Source organism: Caenibius sp. WL (assembly GCF_019803445.1).
Lineage (GTDB): Bacteria > Pseudomonadota > Alphaproteobacteria > Sphingomonadales > Sphingomonadaceae > Caenibius.
Window position 1 is genome coordinate 2,124,100 of the sequence record NZ_CP081844.1, and the last position, 21,763, is coordinate 2,145,862.

At 61.5% G+C, this 21,763-nt stretch carries 19 protein-coding genes; 12 read left to right on the forward strand and 7 right to left on the reverse strand.

The window, feature by feature from the left end; genetic code table 11:
- Nucleotides 1–5 precede the first annotated feature (5 nt).
- The gene (locus tag K5X80_RS10075; RefSeq protein WP_222557614.1) at nt 6–659 is read left to right on the forward strand and encodes a squalene/phytoene synthase family protein; all 654 of its coding nucleotides are present in this window, start codon (nt 6–8) and stop codon (nt 657–659) included.
- A 43-nt stretch (nt 660–702) separates the two neighbouring features.
- The gene (locus K5X80_RS10080) at nt 703–1,161 is read left to right on the forward strand and encodes an EF-hand domain-containing protein (protein ID WP_222557615.1); all 459 of its coding nucleotides are present in this window, start codon (nt 703–705) and stop codon (nt 1,159–1,161) included.
- Nucleotides 1,162–1,170: 9 nt separating this feature from the next.
- Here the strand turns inward: K5X80_RS10080 and trmFO are convergent, their stop codons facing one another.
- Nucleotides 1,171–2,532, reverse strand: coding sequence for a methylenetetrahydrofolate--tRNA-(uracil(54)-C(5))-methyltransferase (FADH(2)-oxidizing) TrmFO (gene trmFO, locus K5X80_RS10085; protein WP_222557616.1), 1,362 nt, complete (start codon nt 2,530–2,532; stop codon nt 1,171–1,173).
- A 155-nt stretch (nt 2,533–2,687) separates the two neighbouring features.
- Entirely contained in the window at nt 2,688–5,462 is a 2,775-nt protein-coding gene (gyrA, locus tag K5X80_RS10090; RefSeq protein ID WP_261390490.1) for a DNA gyrase subunit A, read from the reverse strand.
- A gap of 269 nt (nt 5,463–5,731) precedes the next feature.
- Here gyrA and K5X80_RS10095 point away from each other — a divergent pair, with 269 nt between their 5' ends.
- Nucleotides 5,732–7,036 carry a hypothetical protein gene (locus K5X80_RS10095; protein WP_222557617.1) on the forward strand — a complete coding sequence of 435 codons (1,305 nt, stop codon included), beginning with the start codon at nt 5,732–5,734 and terminating at the stop codon, nt 7,034–7,036.
- 63 nt (nt 7,037–7,099) lie between these two features.
- Here K5X80_RS10095 and K5X80_RS10100 read toward each other — a convergent pair whose 3' ends face one another.
- Nucleotides 7,100–7,816 (reverse strand): NYN domain-containing protein, encoded by a 717-nt coding sequence (locus tag K5X80_RS10100; protein ID WP_222557618.1) that lies wholly within the window; start codon nt 7,814–7,816, stop codon nt 7,100–7,102.
- A gap of 35 nt (nt 7,817–7,851) precedes the next feature.
- A complete protein-coding gene (locus tag K5X80_RS10105; protein WP_222557619.1) occupies nt 7,852–8,505 on the reverse strand; it encodes a carbonic anhydrase in 654 nt (217 codons plus the stop codon).
- A 106-nt stretch (nt 8,506–8,611) separates the two neighbouring features.
- Here K5X80_RS10105 and lipA point away from each other — a divergent pair, with 106 nt between their 5' ends.
- Nucleotides 8,612–9,538, forward strand: a complete 927-nt coding sequence (gene lipA / locus K5X80_RS10110; protein ID WP_261390491.1) for a lipoyl synthase — start codon at nt 8,612–8,614, stop codon at nt 9,536–9,538.
- Nucleotides 9,538–9,999 carry a type II toxin-antitoxin system RatA family toxin gene (locus K5X80_RS10115; RefSeq protein ID WP_222557621.1) on the forward strand — a complete coding sequence of 154 codons (462 nt, stop codon included), beginning with the start codon at nt 9,538–9,540 and terminating at the stop codon, nt 9,997–9,999. The genes lipA and K5X80_RS10115 overlap by 1 nt, the downstream gene beginning before the upstream one ends.
- On the opposite strand, the gene K5X80_RS10120 is transcribed toward K5X80_RS10115, so the two are convergent.
- Both K5X80_RS10120 and K5X80_RS10125 read right to left on the reverse strand, forming a co-directional pair.
- The gene (locus K5X80_RS10120) at nt 9,960–10,466 is read right to left on the reverse strand and encodes a CinA family protein (RefSeq protein WP_222557622.1); all 507 of its coding nucleotides are present in this window, start codon (nt 10,464–10,466) and stop codon (nt 9,960–9,962) included. The genes K5X80_RS10115 and K5X80_RS10120 overlap by 40 nt on opposite strands.
- 14 nt (nt 10,467–10,480) lie before the next feature.
- Nucleotides 10,481–11,644: a bifunctional 2-C-methyl-D-erythritol 4-phosphate cytidylyltransferase/2-C-methyl-D-erythritol 2,4-cyclodiphosphate synthase gene (locus K5X80_RS10125; RefSeq protein WP_222557623.1), complete on the reverse strand. Its 1,164-nt coding sequence runs from the start codon at nt 11,642–11,644 to the stop codon at nt 10,481–10,483.
- Between the two features lie 80 nt (nt 11,645–11,724).
- Here K5X80_RS10125 and dusB point away from each other — a divergent pair, with 80 nt between their 5' ends.
- The 7 genes from dusB (at nt 11,725) to hflX (ending at nt 20,996) form a co-directional block, all read left to right on the forward strand.
- The gene (gene dusB, locus K5X80_RS10130) at nt 11,725–12,741 is read left to right on the forward strand and encodes a tRNA dihydrouridine synthase DusB (RefSeq protein ID WP_222557624.1); all 1,017 of its coding nucleotides are present in this window, start codon (nt 11,725–11,727) and stop codon (nt 12,739–12,741) included.
- Nucleotides 12,738–13,814, forward strand: coding sequence for a two-component system sensor histidine kinase NtrB (locus K5X80_RS10135; protein WP_222557625.1), 1,077 nt, complete (start codon nt 12,738–12,740; stop codon nt 13,812–13,814). Before dusB ends, K5X80_RS10135 begins: the two co-directional genes overlap by 4 nt.
- Complete coding sequence (locus tag K5X80_RS10140; protein ID WP_222557626.1) at nt 13,811–15,226, forward strand: sigma 54-interacting transcriptional regulator; 1,416 nt, start codon at nt 13,811–13,813, stop codon at nt 15,224–15,226. The genes K5X80_RS10135 and K5X80_RS10140 overlap by 4 nt, the downstream gene beginning before the upstream one ends.
- Nucleotides 15,227–15,302: 76 nt before the next feature.
- Complete coding sequence (locus K5X80_RS10145) at nt 15,303–17,513, forward strand: sensor histidine kinase (protein WP_261390492.1); 2,211 nt, start codon at nt 15,303–15,305, stop codon at nt 17,511–17,513.
- A 33-nt stretch (nt 17,514–17,546) separates the two neighbouring features.
- Entirely contained in the window at nt 17,547–18,920 is a 1,374-nt protein-coding gene (gene ntrX / locus K5X80_RS10150) for a nitrogen assimilation response regulator NtrX (RefSeq protein WP_222557628.1), read from the forward strand.
- A 175-nt stretch (nt 18,921–19,095) separates the two neighbouring features.
- Nucleotides 19,096–19,674, forward strand: coding sequence for an RNA chaperone Hfq (gene hfq / locus K5X80_RS10155; protein WP_222557629.1), 579 nt, complete (start codon nt 19,096–19,098; stop codon nt 19,672–19,674).
- Between the two features lie 17 nt (nt 19,675–19,691).
- Entirely contained in the window at nt 19,692–20,996 is a 1,305-nt protein-coding gene (gene hflX, locus K5X80_RS10160; protein WP_222557630.1) for a GTPase HflX, read from the forward strand.
- Here the strand turns inward: hflX and mazG are convergent.
- Complete coding sequence (gene mazG, locus K5X80_RS10165) at nt 20,973–21,743, reverse strand: nucleoside triphosphate pyrophosphohydrolase (protein ID WP_222557631.1); 771 nt, start codon at nt 21,741–21,743, stop codon at nt 20,973–20,975. The genes hflX and mazG overlap by 24 nt on opposite strands.
- Between the last annotated feature and the right edge of the window lie 20 nt (nt 21,744–21,763).

The window sequence follows — 21,763 nt, forward strand, 5'->3', positions numbered from 1 at the left end:
ACTCGATGACCGAGGATGATCTGGTCCGTCTGCGCATGCCTCAGCGACTTGCGCTGACTTACGCCTCGCGCAGCACCCGGCCCGGTTTTGCCGCGCTGTTCCTGCTCGATACCACGCTTGCCGATATCGTGCGTCAGGCGCGTGAGCCGATGCTCGCCCAGTTGAGGCTGGCGTGGTGGCGCGACAGGTTTGAGCAGGATGTGGCTGATCGTCCGGCGGGCAACCCCTTGCTTGCCTCGCTTGCCGATTGGGTCGGGGAGGAATCGGCCTTGCGCGGTCTGGTTGACGGTTGGGAACAGCTTCTCGCCGATGGTCCACTTACACGCAATGCCATGCTGGGATTTGCCGCAGGCCGGGCGGAATGCTTCGCGGCTCTGGCTCGCTTGCATGGCGGTTCCGGGGATGCAGCGGCGCAGGCCGGGCGGCTGTGGGCGCTGGTCGATCTGGCCTCGGGGTTGAGCGATCCGCACGAACGCGAAACAGCTCTGGCACTGGCGCGGATTGAAGGTGCGCCCGCACACACTCTGCCGCGCGCCATGCGGCCGTTGACTGTTCTGGCCGGTCTGGCGCATCGTGCCTTGAAACGGGCGGATGGGGCACTGCTCGCAGGAGCTGGCGATATGCTGGCGGCAATGCGCCTCGGTTTGCTAGGGCGATAAGGCGGGCCTGCCGTCACGCTTTGGCTTCGCAGGGGGATGTGGGGTGAGCCGGATCATACTGGGCGTGTTTCTGGGGCTTGCGTTTGCGGCGATCGGCCTGTTCTGGTGGCAGGGGCGCGAGCGGATTGAAGCCGCCGCCCCGCCGGTTGCCGCGTTGCCTACCTCGACAGGCAAGGACAAGCTGCCCCTTGCCGATGCGTCGGGCATGCGTGGGCCAGCCCCGCCAGAAGCGACGGAACTGACGCGCGAACAGCAGCGTTTCTTCCGTTACGATCGAAATCGTGACTTGCGCATCACCCGCGAAGAAATGTTGGCATCGCGCGCCGACGGTTTCCGCAAGCTCGATGTGGATGGCAACAATCTGCTGACATTCGAAGAATGGGCCGTCACCACTTCGAACCGCTTCAAGGCCGCCGATGTCAATGGCGATGGAGAACTGACTCAGGCCGAGTTCGCTGCCACCGCCCCGAAACCGGCAAAGAAGCCCGCCTGCCGTTGCTGATACGCGGGTTTACGCCTGCATCAGCTGCGCGGTTTCGAGCCATGCACCGAAATCCGCCTTGGCCCGATCAGTGTACGCTTCCTTGCGCACCTTTTTCTTGATGTCGTGTAAGGGCGGGAACAGCCCGAAATTGACATTCATCGGCTGATAACTGTCCGCTTCGGCATCGCCGGTAATATGGGCTAGCAAGGCTCCCATCGCCGTGGTGCGCGGCGGGCTTTCCCAGTTTCGCCCGGCCAGTTCTTCGGCTGCCATGAGCCCGGCTAGAATGCCAACCGCGGCGCTTTCGACATAGCCCTCACAGCCGGTGATCTGACCGGCGAAGCGAATGTGCGATGCCCCTTTGAGACGCAGCTGGCGATCCAGAACGACCGGTGAATTGATGAAAGTGTTGCGGTGCAGACCGCCCAGACGGGCGAACTCGGCCTTTTCCAGCCCGGGAATCGTTCGGAACAGGCGCACTTGTTCTGCATGTTTGAGCTTGGTTTGGAAGCCAACCATGTTCCACAGCGTGCCGAGCTTGTTGTCCTGCCGTAACTGGACCACGGCATAAGGCCAGCGTCCTGTGCGCGGATCGTCCAGCCCCACCGGCTTCATCGGTCCGAACCGCAAAGTGTCGAGCCCACGTTCGGCCATGACCTCGATCGGCATGCAGCCGTTGAAATAGGGGGTGTTCTCCTCCCATTGCTTGAACGTGGTCTTCTCCCCATCCAGCAAGGCTTGATGGAAGGCCAGATACTGGTCCTTATTCATCGGACAGTTGATGTAATCCTTGCCGTCGCTGTCCGGCCCGCTTTTCTTGTCCCAACGCGACTGTTTCCAGCAGATGTCCATATCGATGCTGTCGAAATGGACGATGGGGGCAATGGCGTCGAAAAAGGCGAGACTGTCCGCACCGGTGGCGCGGCCGATACTGTCAGCCAGCGTGGCGGCTGTCAGCGGCCCCGTCGCCACGATGGCCGGGCTCGATACGGGAAGGGTGTCCACTCGTTCCCGGACAACCGTGACATTGGGGTGATTTTCCAGCGCCTGCTGCACCGCAAGAGAGAAGACATCGCGGTCCACCGCCAGAGCGGAGCCGGCCGGAACGCGCGCCTTTTCCCCGGCTTGCATGACCAGCGATCCGAGCCGCCGCATTTCGTGATGGAGCAGGCCGACGGCGTTCTTCTCGTCATCGTCTGAACGGAAGGAATTGGAGCAGACCAATTCCGCCAGGCCATCGGTCTGATGGGCAGGCGTCATTTCCCCGCCCCGTTCCGCAGGTGCGCCTCGCATTTCCGACAGGCGGACTTGGAAACCGCGCTGGGCCAGTTGCCAGGCCGCTTCGCTCCCGGCGAGGCCGCCGCCGATAATGTGAATGTCGTGCGTCATCGCCAGCGCCCTACAGTGTCGTGGCAGGCATTCAAGAGCTGAGCATAAGGGAGCGCCGCGCTTCTCATAAGCAGAAATGCAAACTGGCTGGTCGCATGGGCGCGCAACCAGCCAGTTTGTGTTTGTCGGGCTATCAGCCCTCTTGTGGAAGGATGTTAAACGGCCTCATCGCTATCGGCGCCACCGGGCGTGTCGGTACTATCCGTTTCGACAGATGAGCCTGCTTCGACGGCATCTTCCAACACCTCGGCCTCTTCCGGCTCGTCGATGCGCACGGCGCTCACCACGTGTTCGTTGTCGGCCACATCGAACAGCCGGACACCGGCGCTGGCACGACCGATGACACGCAGCGAATCCAGCCCGATGCGAATCAGCTTGGCCTGATCGGTGACCAGCATCAACTGGTTGGCCTGCGTTGCGCTGAAGCTCGCCACCACCGGCCCGTTGCGGCGGATGTTGTCGATATTGGTGATACCCTGGCCGCCACGGCCGGTACGGCGGTATTCGTAAGCGGAACTGAGCTTGCCGTACCCGTTGGCGCAGATAGTGAGAATGAACTGTTCCTTCTCCACCAGTTCGGTGAAGCGCGCCTCGTCCATTTCGGGCTGGCCTTCCTTCTCCGCTTTCCATGGGGCGAAACGGAGGTAGTCGTCACGTTCTTCTGGTTTCGTGCCGACGCGATGGAGGATCGACAGCGAAACAACCTCGTCACCGTCCTTCAGCGTCATCCCGCGTACGCCGGTGGATGTGCGACTGGTGAATTCGCGCACTTCATCGGCGGCGAAACGGATGGCCTTGCCGTTGCGGCTTGCAAGCAGCACATCGTCGCCTGAACCGAGCAAGGCGACGCCGATCAGCCGGTCGGCGCTGTCGTCCTCGAACCGCATCGCTAGTTTGCCGTTCGATGGAATGTTGGCGAAGGCATCCATGCTGTTGCGGCGCACGCTGCCTTTCGCCGTGGCGAAGACGACGCTGAGAGCGCCCCAACTCGCTTCATCCTCGGGCAGAGGAAGGACAGTGGCGATCGTTTCACCCTGATCCAGCGCGGGCAGCAGGTTGACGATCGGGCGGCCGCGAGTGGCGGGGCCGCCTTCCGGCAGTTTCCATACCTTGAGACGATAGACTTTGCCGGCGGTGGAGAAGAACAGCACCGGATTGTGTGTGCTCGTCACGAACATGTCGCTGACGACATCCTCGTCCTTGGTCGCCATGCCCGCGCGGCCCTTGCCACCGCGGTTCTGCGCGCGGAAAGTCGAAAGCGGGGTGCGCTTGATATAGCCATCGAGCGTTACGGTGACGACCATATCATCGCGTTCGATGAGGTCTTCATCTTCCAGCCCATCCCAGGCCGGGGCGATTTCGGCAATCCGGGGCGTGGCGTAGAGCGAGCGGACTTCTTCCAGTTCCCCGCGCATGACCCGATAGAGCTTGGCCCGATCAGCCAGGATCGAAAGATACTCTTCGATCGCGGTGGCCAGTTCCTTGAGCTCATCCCCGATTTCATCGCGGCCCAGCGCTGTGAGCCGGTGCAGGCGCAGGTCCAGAATGGCCTTCACCTGGATTTCCGACAGGCGATAGGTATCCAGCGCGTCTTCGCCAGCGGTCGGCTCGAATGCTTCGACCAGCCGGATATAGGGCGCGATATCGCCAATCGGCCATTCGCGCGCCAGCAGCTTTTCGCGCGCCTGTGCCGGATTGGAGGCGCTGCGGATGATCGCCACCACTTCATCGAGATTGGAAACCGCGACCACCAGCCCGAGCAAGATATGCGCCCGGTCACGCGCCTTGTTCAGTTCGAACTTGGTCCGGCGGGTGATAACTTCTTCGCGGAACTGGATGAAGCACTGCACCATATCGCGCAGCGAAAGCACTTCCGGCCTGCCGCCACGGATGGCGAGCATATTGGCCGGGAAGCTCGATTGCGCGGGCGTGTGGCGCCAAAGCTGGTTGAGGACGACTTCAGGCGTGGCATCGCGCTTGAGATCGATGACCACGCGGACGCCTTCGCGGTTGGATTCGTCGCGAATGTCGGAGACGCCTTCGATCCGCTTGTCCTTGGCGGCTTCGGCGATTTTTTCGACCAGGTTGGATTTGCCGACCTGGAACGGGATCGAGGTCAGCACGATCGAGCGCCGGTCCCCCCGACCTTCCTCGATCTCGTGGCGGCAGCGCATCAGGATCGATCCGCGCCCGGTGGTATAGGCCGCCCGTGCGCCCGCCGAACCGAGAATCAAGGGGGCGGTGGGGAAATCCGGCCCGGGAATGATTTCGAACAGTTCTTCGGTAGTGATGGCGGGGTTTTCGATGAAAGCAAGGCAACCGTCGATCACTTCACCCAGATTGTGCGGCGGGATATTGGTGGCCATCCCGACGGCGATACCGCCAGCCCCGTTGACCAGCAGATTGGGGAAGCGGGCCGGGAGAACCTGCGGCTCACGCCGAGAACCGTCGTAGTTGTCCTGAAAATCGACGGTATCCTTGTCGAGATCGTCGAGCAGGCTGTTGGAAACGCGGGCAAGGCGCGCTTCGGTATATCGCATGGAAGCCGGCGGATCCGGGTCCATCGAACCGAAGTTCCCCTGACCATCGACCAAGGGCACCCGCATCGACCAGGACTGCGTCATGCGCGCCAGCGCATCGTAGATCGCGGAGTCGCCGTGCGGGTGATAGTTACCCATCACGTCGCCGACGATCTTGGCGCTTTTGCGGTAGGGCCGGCCGGCAACCATGCCGCCTTCCTGACTGGCGAAAAGGATGCGGCGATGCACGGGTTTGAGCCCATCGCGCACATCGGGCAGCGCACGAGACACGATCACGCTCATCGCGTAATCGAGATAGCTCGTCTTCATTTCATCGACGATGTCGATCCGTTCGATATCCGGGCTGGAGGAGGGAACGGGCGGGGTGAGGGTATCGGTGTCGTCGCTCACGGAAAACGGATCTCTTGTACTGCGTATTTCTGAGTTTTCGGCCTAGGCCAACCGGGGGGGAAAGGCCAGCGGGATAGGGGGCTCGGCGGGCGTTTTCCACATGCGCAGCCCCCGTTGCCAAGCCGTTCGTCGCGGATGTATGTCATTCAATCGCTGTTCAGTAGGGGGCACCTATCTGGGCACGGTTGCAAAACCCCGCTTTTAACGTCACTAGCGGTGAATTGTTGCTGGTTTGGGCCGTGAAATCTGGCCGCAAAAGGAGATGATGCATGCGGGGATTTTTCCCGAAAAACACTGTCGGCATTGCTGCAATCGCCATGGCTGCAAGCATGGGGCTGGTTGGCTACGGGCTGACTGCTACTCCGGCACATGCGGCCAAAAAAGGCGGCGGCGGTGGCTACAGCAAGGAATTCGTTGCGGCCGCACAGCCCGTGCAGGAAGAAATCAAGAAGCTCGACGAGCTTAAGGCCAGCGGTGCCGATCAGGGCCAGCTTATCGCTGCGGCGAACGCGGTGCTGCCCAAGGCTGAAGCAGCCGCTTCTGCCGCCAGCACGCCGGGCGACAAGATGGCCGCAGGCCAGTTCCTTTTCAGCATCGGCAATTCCAACGGTGACGATGCGCTGCGCAAGCGCGGCGTCGGCATGATGCTCGATAGCGGTCAGGTCCCGGCGGACAAGCAGGCGACTTACCAGTTCTATCTGGGCAACTTCGCTTATGCGACCAAGGATTTCCCCACCGCCATCAAGGCGCTGAAAGCAGCAGCCGATGGCGGGGTTCAGGAAGACGCGCTGGGGCCGCTCCTGATCGATTCCTACGCTCAGGCAGGGCAGGCGCGCGAAGGCTTGGCCGCGTTCAAACAGCTTGCCGCCGCGCGCAAGGCCGCTGGCCAGGCGGTGCCGGATTCGTGGTTCAGCCGCGCCAGCATGGTCGCCTACAATGCCAAGCTCGGGCCGGAAGCGATCGATGTGGCCATGGCTTGGGTCGCGCAGAACCCCAACAAGATGAACTGGCTGAACGCGGCGCAGATGGTGCGCAATTTCAGCGGTCTCGATACGCCGGCCACGCTCGATCTGTTCCGCCTGATGGACCGTTCGGGCGCGTTGGAAAACGAGCCGAAATTCGTCCAGTCCGAATACAAGGAATATGTCGAATCGGCTGATCCGCGCCGCCTTCCGGGTGAAGTGGTGCGCGTGATCGACAAGGGTTATGCCGCGAATGCGCTCAATCGGTCGGATGCCTGGGTTGCTGAAGCGCGGCAGAACGCCGCTGGCCGCGTGGGCAGCGACAAGGCTTCGCTCGCAGGTGAAGTGGCTGGCGCCAAGGCCGCTGGCGGCAACCGCGCCTTGAGCCTGGGCGATGCATTCCTAAGCTACAGCGAGCCGGGGAAGGCGGAAGAACTGTACAAGGCCGCACTGAACGGCAGCCCCGACCAGAATGCTGCGCTGACCCGCCTGGGTATCGCCCAATACGATCAGGGCAAGTATGCCGAAGCCAAGGCCAATTTCGAGAAGGTCACCGGCCCTCGTCAGGCCGTGGCGCGCCTCTGGCTGGCGCTGATCGGCACGAAGGGCTGATCCCCTTCGAGCATGATTGAAAGGGCGGTAGGGAAGCCTACCGCCCTTTTGTTATGTCCAGCGTCAACGCAGGCGCTTGATCCAGACTTGCCCGCCTTCGCGCCGCTCCGTGATGAAGGAGGGGGTGGCTTCAATCAGATCGATCAGGCGCGGATAGCCATAGCTGCGTGTGTCGAAGCTGGAGCGATTGCCCGCGCGCTGGCCGACTTCGGCCAGTTTGGCGAAGCCGCGCTCATCCCGTTTGCTGGCGTTGTAGGCGTTGATCAGGAGATTGAGCAGCGTTTCGTCCATACGCGGCTTTTCCTGGGGCTGTTCCTGCCCCTTCGCCGCACGTTCCGCTTTGGTGAGAGCATCGACATCGATGAAACGGGTGCAGGCCTGTCTGAAAGCTTCCGGGGTTTGCCCGCTGCCAAAGCCGTAGACGGGATAACCGTCCTGCCTGATCCGCATGGCCAGCGGGGTGAAATCGCTGTCGGAACTCATGATCCCGAAGCCATGGACCCGCCCGCGATAAAGCATGTCCATCGCGTCGATGGTCATCTTCATATCGGTGGCGTTCTTACCCTTGGTCAGATCGAACTGTTGCTGGGGTTCGATACCGTAACGATGGACGATATCGGCCCAGCCTTTGAGCGTCGTCTTACGCCAATTGCCATAAGCGCGGCGAATGTTGACCTGCCCCAGTTCGGCCAGAACGGTAAGAACGGAATCGATGCCAGCCGGAGACGCATTGTCCGCATCGATCAGCAAGGCGATGTTGTGCAAGGATTCTGCTGCCATGCCATCTCATGGAATGGCATGGCGCAGATCGCAAGTCATGATACCGGTTCGAACGTTCCGGTCTCTTCGTCGAGCAGATGAAGAATGCCATCGGAAATGGCGAAGAAGGCTCCACGCAACCGCAATTTGCCAGCTGCTTCTTTCTCTTTAACGCAGGGGAACGTGCGCAGATTGTCGAGCGTGACTTTGACGCTGGCCTGTTCCATCGCGCGTTCCGCCTGCCGGCCCTTGGTGCCGAGTTCGCGCGCGATTGGTTCACGCGCTTCATCGAGCAGGGAAATCCAGTTGGCAATAAATCCGCCTTCACCGGGCTCCGTACCGCGGAGTTCCTGCGTCAATGCGGCTTTGCAGCCGCCGCACATTCCGTGCGCGAGAACGACCACTTCCTTGACCTTGAGCGTCTGCACCGCGAACTCGAGCGCGGCGGAAACCCCGTGCAGGCCAGGGGTCGTTTCAAACGGGGGTACCATGGCGGCGACATTGCGCACCACGAAAATTTCGCCCGGATCGACATCGAAAATCTGCGCCGGGTCAACGCGGCTGTCGGAACAGGCGATGACCATGACTTGCGGGTGCTGCGCTTCGCTCAGCGCAGCCCAACGTTCTCGCCTGCGGCCCCAACCATTCTCACGAAAACGACGATAGCCTTCGATCAGGCTGGCTAATTCGAGCGAGGGTGTGATCGACATGCTGGCGCCCATGCGCTTTCCATCTGCCGCTGGCAAGGGGGAGGACGCAAATTTGGCGCGTTTTGCAGGCATTGCGGAGTAGGGCATGCGGGCCTAGATGGGGCCAATGAACGATCTGTCTTCCACTCCGGTGAACCCCGAGCGCCCGCGCAAGCCCGATTGGATTCGCGTCAAGGCGCCTGTCAGCAAAGGTTATCAGGAAACGCGCAAGCTCATGCGCGACCTGGGCCTTAATACGGTATGCGAAGAAGCAGCGTGTCCCAACATCGGAGAATGCTGGACGAAGAAGCACGCCACCGTGATGATTCTCGGCGATGTTTGCACGCGGGCCTGCGCGTTCTGCAATGTGAAGACGGGGATGCCGCGCAAGGTCGATCCGCTGGAGCCCGAACATGTGGCCACCGCTGCGGCGGAAATGGGGCTGGAGCATATCGTCATCACCTCTGTCGACCGGGACGATTTGCCGGATGGCGGGGCCGGGCAGTTCGTCAAAGTGATTGAGGCACTGCGGCGGAATACGCCGGACACGACTATCGAAATCCTCACGCCCGATTTCCGTGGGAAGATGCGCCCTGCCGTCGAAGCTATCGTGGCGGCGGGCCCGGATGTTTACAATCACAATCTGGAAACGGTGCCGCGGCTCTATCCCACGATCCGCCCCGGCGCGCGCTACTTCGCTTCGCTGCGGCTGTTGGAAGAAGTGAAGATGCACAATCCGCTGATCTTCACCAAGTCCGGCATCATGATGGGGCTTGGGGAACAGCGGCTCGAAGTGCATCAGGTGATGGATGACATGCGCAGCGCCGATGTCGACTTCATCACTATGGGGCAGTATCTGCAACCAACGCCCAAACATGCGAAAGTGGAGGAGTTCGTCACTCCGCAGGCGTTTTCGGCTTATGGCGCGATTGCCCGCGCCAAGGGATTCCTGCAGGTGGCATCCAGCCCGCTGACCCGTTCGAGCTATCACGCGGGCAAGGATTTTGCGGAAATGCGCGCCGCCCGGCAAACGAAGCTGGAGAAGGGGCGCTGATGCCCGCCATGCAGGAAGTTCGCCGGCTGCCTTACAGCGCTGGGCAGATGTTCGACCTTGTGGCCGATGTCGGCCGCTATGGCGAATTTCTGCCGTGGGTGGTGGCGACCCGCGTCCGTTCGGACAGCGACACCGAAATGGTCGCCGATATGCTGGTCGGGTTCAAGGCGCTGCGGGAAAAGTTCACCTCACGGGTGACGAAAAACCGGCCGCGTGAAATTCTCGTTCATTATGTCGACGGTCCGCTCAAGGACCTGCACAACCGCTGGCTGTTCACTGCGCTGAGCGACACGGAGTGCGAAATCGATTTCCATGTCGAATTCAGCTTCAAGAGCAAGATGTTCGAGAAGCTGGCGGGGCAATATTTCGAAAAGGCGTTTCACAAGATGGTCGCCGCGTTCGAAGCCCGGGCTCAGGATCTTTACGGCAGCAGCAATTCCAGCGCCACCAGAGTGGCCTGACGGCGCACTTCGGCGCGGCTCGATCCATCGAGCTTGCGCATTTCGGCAACCGGTTCGGTGCTTTCTTCGCCACGCCGCGCCTGAGCGAAAACGACAGTGCCCACCGGCTTGTGTTCTGTGCCGCCATCGGGGCCCGCAACGCCGCTGATCGCAACAGCCACATCGGCATCGCTCTTGGCGAGCGCGCCTTTCGCCATGGCCCAGACGCAGGCCACGGACACGGCGCCGAAAGTATCGATAATGTCTTGCGGTACGTCGAGCATCGCCATCTTGGCCTGGTTCGAATAGGTCACGAAACCGCGATCCAGAACCGACGAACTGCCTGCAATCTCGGTCAGCGCGGCGGCGACAAGGCCGCCAGTGCAGCTTTCGGCGACCGCAACCTTGCGCCCGGCCCTGGTGTTGGCCTCGACAACCCGCTTGGCGAGCTCTTCGATTTCGTCCGGCAGAAGGCCGCTTACAGCCATAATAGTCGCAATCCCTAACTGATCCTGATGAGTGTTGCCGCTGCTTGGGCGGCGATCCCTTCGCGCCGGCCTGTAAAGCCCAGGCCCTCCGTTGTCGTCGCCTTGACACTAACACAACCGATGTCAACGTTCATCAGTTCCGCCAGGCGGGTGCGCATTGCATCCCTGTGCGGGCCGATCCTGGGGGCTTCGCAGATGATTGTGACATCCGCATTGCCCACGCGATAGCCCGCTTGCCCGGCCAGGGCGACGGCATGGCGCAGGAAATGGCTGGAATCCGCGCCGCGCCACTGCGGATCGCTGGGGGGGAAATGCTGCCCGATATCCCCCGTCGCGGCCGCGCCCAGAAGCGCGTCGACAAGGGCGTGAATGGCCACATCGGCGTCGCTGTGCCCGGCCAGTCCCTGCGTGTGTTCGATCCGGACACCGCAAAGCCACAGTTCCTCACCATCGGCAAGGCGATGGACGTCATATCCGGTGCCGAAACGGATCGCGGGCAGGTCTTCCATGAAATCCTCCGCAAAGGTGATCTTGCACAGAGCGGTATCGCCTTCGACCAGCGCTACCGGCAACCCGGTGGCACGCGCGACCTGCGCATCGTCTCCGGCGGCGGATGCGCTGGTCCAGGATCGGTGCGCGGCAAGAATGTCGGTGAACCGGAATGCCTGCGGCGTCTGCACGCGGCGCAATTCCTCACGCTTCGCGCTGCCGGCCATGAAACCGCCGCGATCGATCGCAAGACTATCGACCACCGGCAGGACGGGAATGGACCCCGGCGCGGTGTCGAGCGCGCTCAGGAGGCGTTCGATGACGGTGGCAGGAACAACCGGCCGCGCCGCATCGTGGATCAGCACCCGCTGTGGGGAGGCAGCGGCAAGCCGTTCCAGCGCGACCTTGACCGATGCCTGGCGGGTGGCTCCACCCGTTACCAGATCGATCCCGGCAATATCCCCAAGCATGTCCCGCGCCAGAGCATCCGCGCCTTCAGGAATGGCGACCACGATCGGGGCGGCACCGGCAGCGGCCAGCGCTTCCACAGCATGGCGGAGGAGCGGTTTGCCGCGCCATGGCGCAAACTGCTTGGGCATGGGCTGGCCCGCGCGCAGGCCTTGACCCGCCGCCACGATGACAGCCGCAAATCGCGTGGCTTGGCCGGAGGAAGGAGAAGGGGCGCTCATGACACCGCGCGCGTAGCTGCTTGCAGGGAGCGCCGCAATCCACTATGCGCGTGCCTGTTTTTTAGGCACAGATCCCGTTTATGAGCGCTATACCCACCCCGCCGTCGATCAAGCCGATCCAGATCGGTCCTGTCACTATCGATTGCCCGGTCATTCTGGCGCCGATGACGGGCGTCACCGACTTGCCTTTTCGTAAGCTGGTGCGCCGGTTCGGTTCTGGCCTCAATGTGACGGAAATGATCGCCAGCCCGGCGGCGATCCGGGAAACGCGCCAGTCGCTGCAGAAGGCGGCGTGGGATGCGATCGAAGAACCGGTGTCGATGCAACTGGTCGGATGCACGCCTTATGAAATGGGCGAAGCCGCCAAGCTGAACGAGGATCGCGGCGCAGCGATTATCGATATCAACATGGGTTGCCCGGTGAAGAAGGTGGTCAACGGCGATGCGGGCAGCGCGCTGATGCGGGATCTCAAGCTTGCCGCCAGCCTGATCGAGGCGACCGTCAAGGCGGTGTCGGTGCCGGTGACGGTGAAAATGCGCATGGGCTGGGATCACAATTCGCTCAATGCCCCGGAACTGGCGCGCATTGCCGAGGATCTCGGCGCCAGAATGGTGACGGTCCATGGGCGGACACGCAACCAGATGTACAAAGGGCAGGCGGACTGGTCCTTTATCCGCAATGTCAAGAATGCGGTCTCCATTCCGGTGATTGCCAACGGCGATATCTGCGGGATCGGGGATGTCGCTGCCGCCATGGACCAGAGCGGCGCGGATGGCGTGATGATTGGGCGGGGCGCATATGGCAAGCCCTGGCTGCTGGGCCAGGTGATGCACTGGCTGCGCCATGGCGTGGCGCTGCCTGAGCCCGATATCGACGAGCAATATGCTGTGATTGTCGAACACTATCGCGGGATGCTCGATCTTTATGGCGAAGATGTCGGTGTGAAGATCGCCCGCAAGCATCTGGGCTGGTATACCAAAGGGCTCCACGGTTCGGCCGAATTCCGCAATCGGGTGAATTTCGTGGACGATCCGCGGCAGGTCATGGCCGAACTGGCGGAATTCTATGGCCCGCTGTTGCAGCGGCAGGCTGCGTGACAGGGCAACCGCCTGTCACCAGCCAGTTTTCCAGTCTGGGTCTGGCAGTCCTGCTGCTCGATCCGGATTTGCACATCGTCAACGCGAACCCGGCCGCGGAACAGTTTCTCGGCGTGGGGATGAGCAGACTGGCGGGCAAGAGCCTCGACCGGTTCATTCGTTTTGACGAAATGCGCCTGAATGACTGGCTTGCGCAAGGCGATGCGCAGATCTCAGCCCATGCCATCAGCATTGTGCTGCGTGACGAGCCGGAGCGGCGCGTCGATCTGACATTATCGCCGGTCAATGGCTTTCCGGGCTGGCAGATGCTGACTTTGCGTGAAGCCAGCAATTCTGGCGGGCTGGAGGACGATCCCGAACAGGCCGTGCGAACCCCAGCCATTCTGGCGCATGAGATCAAGAATCCGCTGGCGGCCATTCGCGGGGCGGCGCAACTGCTGGCTCGCAAACTGGATGAATCCGACCGTTCGTTGACCGGGCTGATCACCGACGAGGTGGACCGGATCGCCAAATTGCTCGACCGGATGCAGTCGCTCGGACGGGAACAGGCGGAGCCGGTGGCCGCGTGCAATCTTCACGAAGTGATCCGGCGCGCGCGCAGTGTGATCGATGCGGCGGCGCAGGACAAAGTGCCGATCATCGAGGAATTCGATCCTTCGCTTCCGCTTGTTCTCGGCAATGCGGATGGACTGGTCCAGGTGCTTATCAATCTGATCTCCAATGCCCGCGATGCCTGCAATGGGGCCGAAAATCCCAAAGTGATCGTGCGCACGCGGTTTGTAAGCGGATTCGTGATGAACGCGATCCGTCTGGGGCGGCCGATCCGTCTGCCTATCCAGGTGCGGGTCAGCGACAATGGGCTGGGCATCGATCCGGCGCTGCGCGATCATATTTTCGAACCCTTCGTCACCGGCAAGAAGCATGGGCAAGGTCTTGGACTGGCGCTGGTCAAGAAACTGGTGCGCGATATGGATGGGCGGATCACGCACGAACGCGACGAAGGGGAAGGGTGGACCCACTTCAACATCCATCTGCCCGTCGCCCAGATCGCGAAAGGGCAAGGCGCGGCATGAGCCACAAAATCCTGCTGGTTGAAGACGATCTGTCTATCGCCATCGTCATCAAGGCCGCGCTAGAAGCCGAGGGGCTGGCCGTGGATCATTGCGAATCCATTGCGGAGCGCGATGAACTGCTTGCCATCGGCACCTATGGCGCCTTGCTGACCGATGTCGTGCTCGATGATGGAGACGGGATCGAAAGCCTGGCCGGTGTGCGCACCGGCCATCCGAACCTTCCGATCATCATTCTTTCCGCGCAGAACACGCTCGATACCGCTGTTCGCGCGACGGATACCGGAGCGTTCGAATATTTCCCGAAACCGTTCGATCTCGATGAATTGGTGCGCGCGGTGCGGCAGGCTGTGGAAGCCCGCGCACCGGTGGAAGCGGGACAGCAGGGCCCCGATGTCGATGGCTTGCCGCTCGTGGGGCGCAGCCAGGCGATGCAGGGGGTCTATCGCATGATTACCCGCGTGCTGCACAACGATCTGACAGTGCTGGTGCTGGGTGAATCCGGCACGGGCAAGGAACTGGTGGCCGAAGCGATTCATCAGTTGGGCGCGCGTCGGGCAGGGCCTTTCGTCGCGGTCAACACGGCGGCGATTCCCGGCGAACTGATCGAAAGCGAGCTGTTCGGTCATGAGAAGGGCGCTTTCACCGGGGCGGTTGCCCGCAATATCGGCAAGTTCGAACAGGCCAACGGCGGCACCCTGTTTCTCGACGAGATCGGCGATATGCCGCTGGAAGCGCAGACCCGCCTGCTGCGCGCGCTGCAATCGGGGCGAATCCGGCGTGTCGGCGGGCAGGAGGAAATCGCGATCAATGTGCGGATCGTTGCCGCGACCCACCGCGACCTGCGCCCCTTGATCGCGGATGGCCGCTTTCGCGAAGACCTCTACTACCGTTTGAATGTCGTGCCGATTCAGATGCCGCCATTGCGTGAGCGGACGGACGATATCGGTCCTCTGTCACGCCACTTCCTGGCGTTGGCGCAGAAGGAAGGTCTGCCGCGCCATATTCTGGAAAAGGACGCGGTGGCGCTGTTGGAGCGCCAGCCGTGGCGGGGAAATGTGCGCGAACTGCGCAATTTCATGTACCGCATGGCTCTGTTGGCCCGCGAGGAGGCCATCGATGCCGGTATCGTTGCTGGTTTTCTCGATGACATGCCGGACACGCCGCGCGCTCCGCGCGAAGTGAATTTCGATGCGGCGCTTCATGCCTGGTTGCTGGATGTCACACCGCCTGACGGAACCTTGTATCACAGTGCTCTGGCAGCGTTCGAGAAGCCCCTGTTCGAACATGCCCTGGCCGAAACGGGTGGAAACCAGCTCAAAGCCGCGCAACTGCTGGGGATCAATCGCAATACCCTACGCAAAAGGTTGGGAGAACTGGCCATCGATCCGGAACGCTTCACCCATCGTGCATGAATTCAACGCAATTGGTGGGAGCTTTGCCTGAAAGTCCTTGCGTCTTCGCAACATCCCTGTTGTAAATCGGCAACGTATGGCTGCCTGGCCTAACTCTTCTAACCGCAAATGGCCAACCTGGTGGCGCCGGGTTCTGGTCGCGTCGCGGCGCGCCAACCTTTTCCGCTTGCTGGAAGTGGTTTGCGCGTTTGCGCTGGTGGCAATGGTCGCCAGCAGCTGGTTCGCGTTCTCTTCCGCTCCGCAGCGGGGCGGGCTGGTCCCTGCCGGACAATTGGCGACATTGCTGATCGGCACGCTGATCCCTGCCATGGGGCTCCTGGTGCTGATGGGGCGCAGGCGGGCGATCAAACGTGCTTCGGGCAGCACGGCACGTCTCCATGTGCGCCTAGTGGCCTTCTTCTCGCTAATTGCTGCGATTCCGACGCTGCTGGTGGCGATTTTCGCGGCGATCCTGTTCCAGTCGGGCATCGAGTTCTGGTTTTCCGACAACTCGCGCGGGATGCTGGAGAACGCCAATCGCCTGGCGAGAGGCTATTACGAGCAGAATCTGCGCGATGTCGGCAGCGAAACGCTGACCATGGCGGGTGATCTTCGTTCCTATCTCAACCAGACTTCGATCGTCAGCCCGGTCTTTGCCGAAGGGTATTCCTATCAGGTCGTCAGCCGCAAGCTGAACGAATCCGCCATTCTGCAAAAGGGCTCCGATGGAAAGCTGACGATTGCCGCGATCATCGATCCCGAACAAAGCGATCATGCCGAACTGGTGGAAAAGGACGCTTTGGAACGTGTCGATGCGGGCGAACAGGTGGTGGTCGAAGCCAACGCCGAACGTATTTCCGCATTTACCGCAATCGATCGCGGGGCGGGAATTTATCTCTATGCGGCCCGCAGTTCCGATGCCCTTGCGCTCAGCCAGTGGAAACGCGCGCAAAGCGTGCGTCAGTCTTACGATGTGTTGACGAGCAAGGCACGCAGTCTGCAATGGCGTTTCAATCTCGCCCTGTTTTTCGTCTCGCTGGCCTTGGTCGGGCTCGCGATTTGGCTCGCCTTGCGCATCGCGGACCGGCAGGTGCAGCCGCTGACGGAACTGGTCGGCGCGGCGCGGCGCGTGGGGGCAGGCAATTTCTCCGTCCGCGTGGAGGGGCGCACCGGGGCCGATGAAATCGGCCTGCTCAACCGCGCGTTCAACCGTATGACAGCCCAGATCGAACAGCAGACCCAGGCGCTTGTCACCGCTAACCGCCAGCTTGACGAACGGCGGGCGTTTACCGAGGCGGTTCTGGAATCGATCACCGCCGGGATCATTTCCGTCGATGTCGATGGCAAGGTGCTGTTGATGAACAGTTCCGCCCAGAAAATTCTGCTTGATCCCGATGGGCCTGCGCCAATCGGGCGGGATCTCGCGGATGTGGCGCCGCAACTCGCGGCGATGCAGGAAACCGGGCACGTCGGCGGCCTTGTCCAGTATGGCAAGGATAGCGAACTGCTCACTCTGGCGGTCAAAGTGGCGCCGGCGGCGGGCGGGGCCGTTATTACTTTTGAAGATATTACGCGCCAGTTGATCGATCAGCGGCAGGCGGCCTGGTCGGATGTGGCGCGCCGTATTGCTCACGAAATCAAGAATCCGCTGACACCGATCCAGCTGGCGACGGAGCGGCTCAGCCGGCGCTACGGCAAGCAGATCGAGCTGGACCGCGAACTGTTCGACGAACTGACCAGCACCATCATTCGGCAGGTGGGTGATCTGCGCAAGATGGTGGACGAATTCTCCTCCTTCGCGCGTCTGCCCAAGCCGGTGTTCCGGCAGGAAAACGGCATCGATCTGGTCCGCCAATCGCTGTTCCTGCAGGAAGTGGCCCATCCTGAAATCAATTATGTTTTCGAGGCAACGGACGATTTGCCGCCGATGGTGGCCTGCGATCGCCACCAGTTCGGCCAGGCGATGACCAACGTTCTCAAAAATGCGCTGGAAGCGATTGAGGCGCGGCGCAAGGACGCGGATGCCGATTATCGCGGCCGGATTGTCGTGCTGGCGAGCGGTGACAGGGAAAACTTCACAATCAGCATTTGCGACAACGGGATCGGTCTGCCGAAGGACCGTGAACGCATTGTCGAACCTTATATGACCACCCGGGAGAAGGGGACCGGCCTCGGCCTCGCCATCGTCAACAAGATCGTTGAGGAACATGGCGGGGAGATGAGCTTTTCATCCAATCCCGGTGGGGGGGCGTGCGTCTGCCTCAAATGGGCGCGCGACCCGTTGGCTGCCCACGAGGTGGCCGTATGATTCACTTGCATCACCTGAAAAGGAGCACGGGCAATGGCGCTCGACATTTTGATCGTCGATGATGAACGCGACATTCGCGAACTCGTCGCAGGCGTGCTGGGCGATGAAGGGTACGAATGCCGTACGGCCGGAGACAGCACCTCAGCGCTGACCGCCATCGACGAACGCCGGCCGAGCCTGGTGCTGCTCGACGTGTGGCTGCACGGCAGCCCGATGGATGGGCTGGAAGTTCTCGATGCGATCAAGGTGCGCGAACCGGAACTGCCGGTGATCATCTTTTCCGGCCATGGCAATATCGACACGGCGGTATCGGCGGTCAGCCGCGGGGCGGTGGACTTTATCGAGAAACCGTTCGAAACCGAACGTCTGTTGCTGCTGGTCGAACGCGCCACGGAAACCGAACGCTTGCGGCGTGAGAACGCGCGGCTGCGCGAAGGGTTTTTGACGGCTGAGGAATTCACCGGAAACAGCAGTTCCATCAATCATGTCCGTGCGACACTGAAACGCGTTGCCAACACCGGAAGCCGTGTGCTCATCAGCGGTCCGGCAGGGGCTGGTAAAGAAGTGGCCGCCCGTCTGCTGCACAGTTGGAGTCCGCGAGCGGACAAGGCTTTCGTGACAGTCAATTCGGCGAGGATCACGCCTGAACGATTCGAGCAGGAACTCTTTGGCGAAGAGGCAGACGGGAAACTTATCAGGGCCGGACTGCTCGAAATGGCCGATGGCGGGACGCTTTATCTCGATGAAGTGGCGGATATGCCCTTGTCGACGCAGGCGCGGATCTTGCGCGTGCTGACCGATCAGAGCTTCGTTCGGGTGGGCGGCAACCGTGAAATCGGTGTGGATGTCAGAGTGGTTTCCTCCACCTCGGGCGATCTTGAAACTGCCATCGACGAGAAGCGTTTTCGCGAAGACCTGTTCTATCGCCTGAATGTCGTGCCGGTGATCATTCCGCCGCTGGTGCAGCGGCGTGAGGATATTCCTGCGCTCTCCAACCATTTCTTTGCCCGTTACGCCAGCGAGCAGGGCATCGCCCCGCCGCGTATCGGCGACGAGGCAATGGCTGCGCTGCAAGCGTATGATTGGCCGGGCAACGTGCGCCAGTTGCGCAATGTGGTGGAACGCACTGTTATTCTGGCCCCGCGCGAAAGGCTGGAACAGATTGACATCGATCTACTGCCGCCCGAAATCACCGGCCGCGGCGACGACAGCGATGCCGGTGTGGGCACTCTGATGGGGGTTCCCTTGAGAGAGGCTCGGGAAAGCTTCGAGCGCGAATACCTGCGCGTCCAGATTCGCCGGTTTTCAGGGAATATCTCGAAAACAGCGGCTTTTATCGGAATGGAGCGGTCCGCCTTGCATCGCAAACTGAAGCTCTTGGGATTGTCGGATCACCGCGAGGATTGAGGCAAGGGCGGCGCTAAATTTATGGTCGCCGATAAAAATTCCTTTGCGCGCTGCAGCAAAAGCAATATTATTCCGCTTTCCATACCGGCTGTCATCATTCGCTCATATTCGGGCGAGTAAGGCAGCCTGAATGCGGATCGCCATCTGGTGGCCGCCAACAACAGGAGATAGAGACATGGCCACAGGCCGCACCCTGTCCGTTCGCCCTCAGTCGAAGTCGGCTTCAGAAGAAGAAACCGCGCCTGCCGCGCCCGCTCCGGCTTCCACCGTCATCAAAGGTCAGAACCTGCAGGATGCGTTCCTCAACCTGCTGCGCAAGAACAAGACCCCGGTAACCATGTTCCTGGTCAAGGGTGTGAAGCTGCAAGGCATCGTGACGTGGTTCGACAATTTCTCCATCCTGTTGCGGCGCGATGGCCAGTCGCAGCTTGTCTACAAGCACGCGATCTCCACGATCATGCCCAGCCATCCGCTCGATGCGGAACAGTTCGGCGCGATCGGTGAAGGCAGCCGCAAGCAGCGCCTGTTGCAGGACGTTTTCCTGACCAGCGTTCGCGATGCCAATGTCCAGGTGACGATGTTCCTCGTCAACGGTGTCATGTTGCAGGGGCGGATCGCCGCGTTTGACCTGTTCTGCATGTTGCTGGAGCGGGAAGGCTATGTTCAGCTCGCTTACAAGCATGCCGTGTCGACCATTCAGCCGGCGACGCATGTCGATCTGACAGGCGATTCTGACGAGGATGCGGACGCCTGAGCTTCACCGATGATCTGATGGGCGAGGTCACGCGCGGTGCGCGTGCCCTTGTCGCATGCCCGGATATCCGGGGCAGGGCCTATAGCGTCGATGCGGAATCGCGTCTGGAGGAAGCCTGCAGCCTTGCGCTGGCGATCGGTATCGAAGTCGCGGAAGGCTTTGTCGTTCCGGTGCGCGAAGTCAGGCCCGGCACCTTGTTCGGCGAAGGCCAGATCGAACGGATCGAAACGGTCTGCCTCCAGCATGAAGCCGAATTGGTTATTGTCGATGGTTCGCTGTCCGCCATTCAACAGCGCAATCTCGAACAGCGGCTGAAGCGCAAGGTTATCGATCGCACCGGCCTGATTCTTGAAATTTTTGGCGAGCGCGCGGCAACGGCGGAAGGCCGTTTGCAGGTGGAACTCGCTCATCTCGATTATCAGCAGAGCCGCCTTGTCCGCAGTTGGACTCACCTGGAACGGCAGCGCGGCGGCTTCGGTTTTCTTGGCGGTCCGGGCGAAACGCAGATCGAGGCCGACAGGCGCATGATCCGTGCCCGGATGGGGCGCTTGCGCAAGGAACTCGATCAGGTTCGGCGCACACGCAGCCTCCACCGCGAACGGCGAGGCAAGGCGCCTTGGCCGGTGATCGCTCTCGTCGGATATACCAATGCGGGCAAATCCACGCTGTTCAACCGTCTGACAGGGGCCGGGGTCATGGCGGAGGATCTGCTGTTCGCCACGCTGGACCCGACCATGCGGGCGATTCGGTTGCCGGGGGTTGAGAAAGCGATCCTGTCCGATACGGTGGGATTCATTTCCGATTTGCCGACGCAGCTCGTCGCTGCCTTCCGCGCGACGCTGGAGGAAGTGACCGCCGCGGATGTGATCGTGCATGTGCGCGACATCGCCAATCCCGCCAGCGGCGCCCAGAAAAAGCAGGTGCTTGATGTGCTTGCCGATCTCGGTGTGATTGATGGGGAAGGGGGCGTGTCCTCCATCCCGATCATCGAAGCCTGGAACAAGTGGGATCTGCTGGGCGATGAGCGCAAGGCCGAACTGGGGGCTCTGGCGGCTGACGATGCGGCGATTGTACCGTTATCCGCCGCAACGGGCGAAGGGATCGATCACCTTTTGGCCCGGCTTGATGCTATGTTGACCGATGGCGCGCAGGTGCACAGCTTCATCATTTCGGCGCGCGACGGGCAAAAGATCGCCTGGCTTCACGCGCATGGGGATGTCCTGGTGGAGGAAGATGCCGGGGAAGGCCCCGACGGCGGCCCCCAATGGCGGCTCGATGTCCGGCTGACACCACGCGAACTAGGGCGTTTCGCCGCGCTCTGAACGTTTTACAGCCTGCCACAGTTCTTCCTGCTGATCGAGGGCAAGCGGAGCAAGCGATCCACCGGCAAGCGCTTCCATCTGGCGAAAGCGGCGTTCGAACTTGCTGTTGGCTGCACGCAGTGCATCTTCCGCGGCGATACCGTAGGCCCGGACAAGATTGACCGCGGAAAATAGCAGATCGCCCGCTTCCTCAAGTTTGTCGGCGGGGGTTGCTTCTTCCAGTTCGCGCGCTTCTTCGGCCAGCTTCTCGGCCGGGCCGCAGGTATCCGGCCAGTCGAACCCTTCGCGGGCAGCGCGCTTCTGAAGCTTTTCGGCGCGCAGCAAGGCAGGCAGCGCCAGAGCCACGCCATCCATGGCGCTACGGGCGCCCTTGGCCTCGCGCTCCTTGGCCTTGAGCGTTTCCCAGCGCTTTTCCCGGTCGCTATCGTGATCTTCGGTTGAGCCGAACAGATGCGGGTGGCGGGCTTCCATCTTGTCCGAGATCGCATTGGCGACGGCGTGGAAATCGAAATGCCCGGCTTCTTCCGCCATTCGTGCATGGAACACGACCTGCAACAGCAGATCGCCAAGCTCTTCCTTAAGGTCGGCCATATCCGCGCGGTTGATGGCATCGGAAACTTCGTAAGCTTCTTCGATAGTGTACGGTGCGATAGTCGCAAAAGTCTGGGTGCGATCCCAATCGCAGCCATTCTGCGGATCGCGCAGGCGGGCCATGATGCGGAGAAGGCGTTCGATCGGTGGGCTCATATTGGGATGATAATATATAT

Bases quoted from the DNA above. Each gene is read 5' to 3' on its own strand.
- K5X80_RS10120 (WP_222557622.1), bottom strand. From the start codon at position 10,466: ATGGCTGTAAGCGGCCTTCTGCCGGACGAAATCGAAGAGCTCGCCAAG.
- ntrX (WP_222557628.1), top strand. From the start codon at position 17,547: ATGGCGCTCGACATTTTGATCGTCGATGATGAACGCGACATTCGCGAA.
- K5X80_RS10105 (WP_222557619.1), bottom strand. From the start codon at position 8,505: ATGTCGATCACACCCTCGCTCGAATTAGCCAGCCTGATCGAAGGCTAT.
- K5X80_RS10100 (WP_222557618.1), bottom strand. From the start codon at position 7,816: ATGGCAGCAGAATCCTTGCACAACATCGCCTTGCTGATCGATGCGGAC.
- K5X80_RS10140 (WP_222557626.1), top strand. From the start codon at position 13,811: ATGAGCCACAAAATCCTGCTGGTTGAAGACGATCTGTCTATCGCCATC.
- K5X80_RS10075 (WP_222557614.1), top strand. From the start codon at position 6: ATGACCGAGGATGATCTGGTCCGTCTGCGCATGCCTCAGCGACTTGCG.
- trmFO (WP_222557616.1), bottom strand. From the start codon at position 2,532: ATGACGCACGACATTCACATTATCGGCGGCGGCCTCGCCGGGAGCGAA.
- mazG (WP_222557631.1), bottom strand. From the start codon at position 21,743: ATGAGCCCACCGATCGAACGCCTTCTCCGCATCATGGCCCGCCTGCGC.
- K5X80_RS10145 (WP_261390492.1), top strand. From the start codon at position 15,303: ATGGCTGCCTGGCCTAACTCTTCTAACCGCAAATGGCCAACCTGGTGG.
- K5X80_RS10125 (WP_222557623.1), bottom strand. From the start codon at position 11,644: ATGAGCGCCCCTTCTCCTTCCTCCGGCCAAGCCACGCGATTTGCGGCT.
- K5X80_RS10115 (WP_222557621.1), top strand. From the start codon at position 9,538: ATGCCCGCCATGCAGGAAGTTCGCCGGCTGCCTTACAGCGCTGGGCAG.
- hflX (WP_222557630.1), top strand. From the start codon at position 19,692: ATGGGCGAGGTCACGCGCGGTGCGCGTGCCCTTGTCGCATGCCCGGAT.
- hfq (WP_222557629.1), top strand. From the start codon at position 19,096: ATGGCCACAGGCCGCACCCTGTCCGTTCGCCCTCAGTCGAAGTCGGCT.
- dusB (WP_222557624.1), top strand. From the start codon at position 11,725: ATGAGCGCTATACCCACCCCGCCGTCGATCAAGCCGATCCAGATCGGT.
- lipA (WP_261390491.1), top strand. From the start codon at position 8,612: ATGAACGATCTGTCTTCCACTCCGGTGAACCCCGAGCGCCCGCGCAAG.
- K5X80_RS10095 (WP_222557617.1), top strand. From the start codon at position 5,732: ATGCGGGGATTTTTCCCGAAAAACACTGTCGGCATTGCTGCAATCGCC.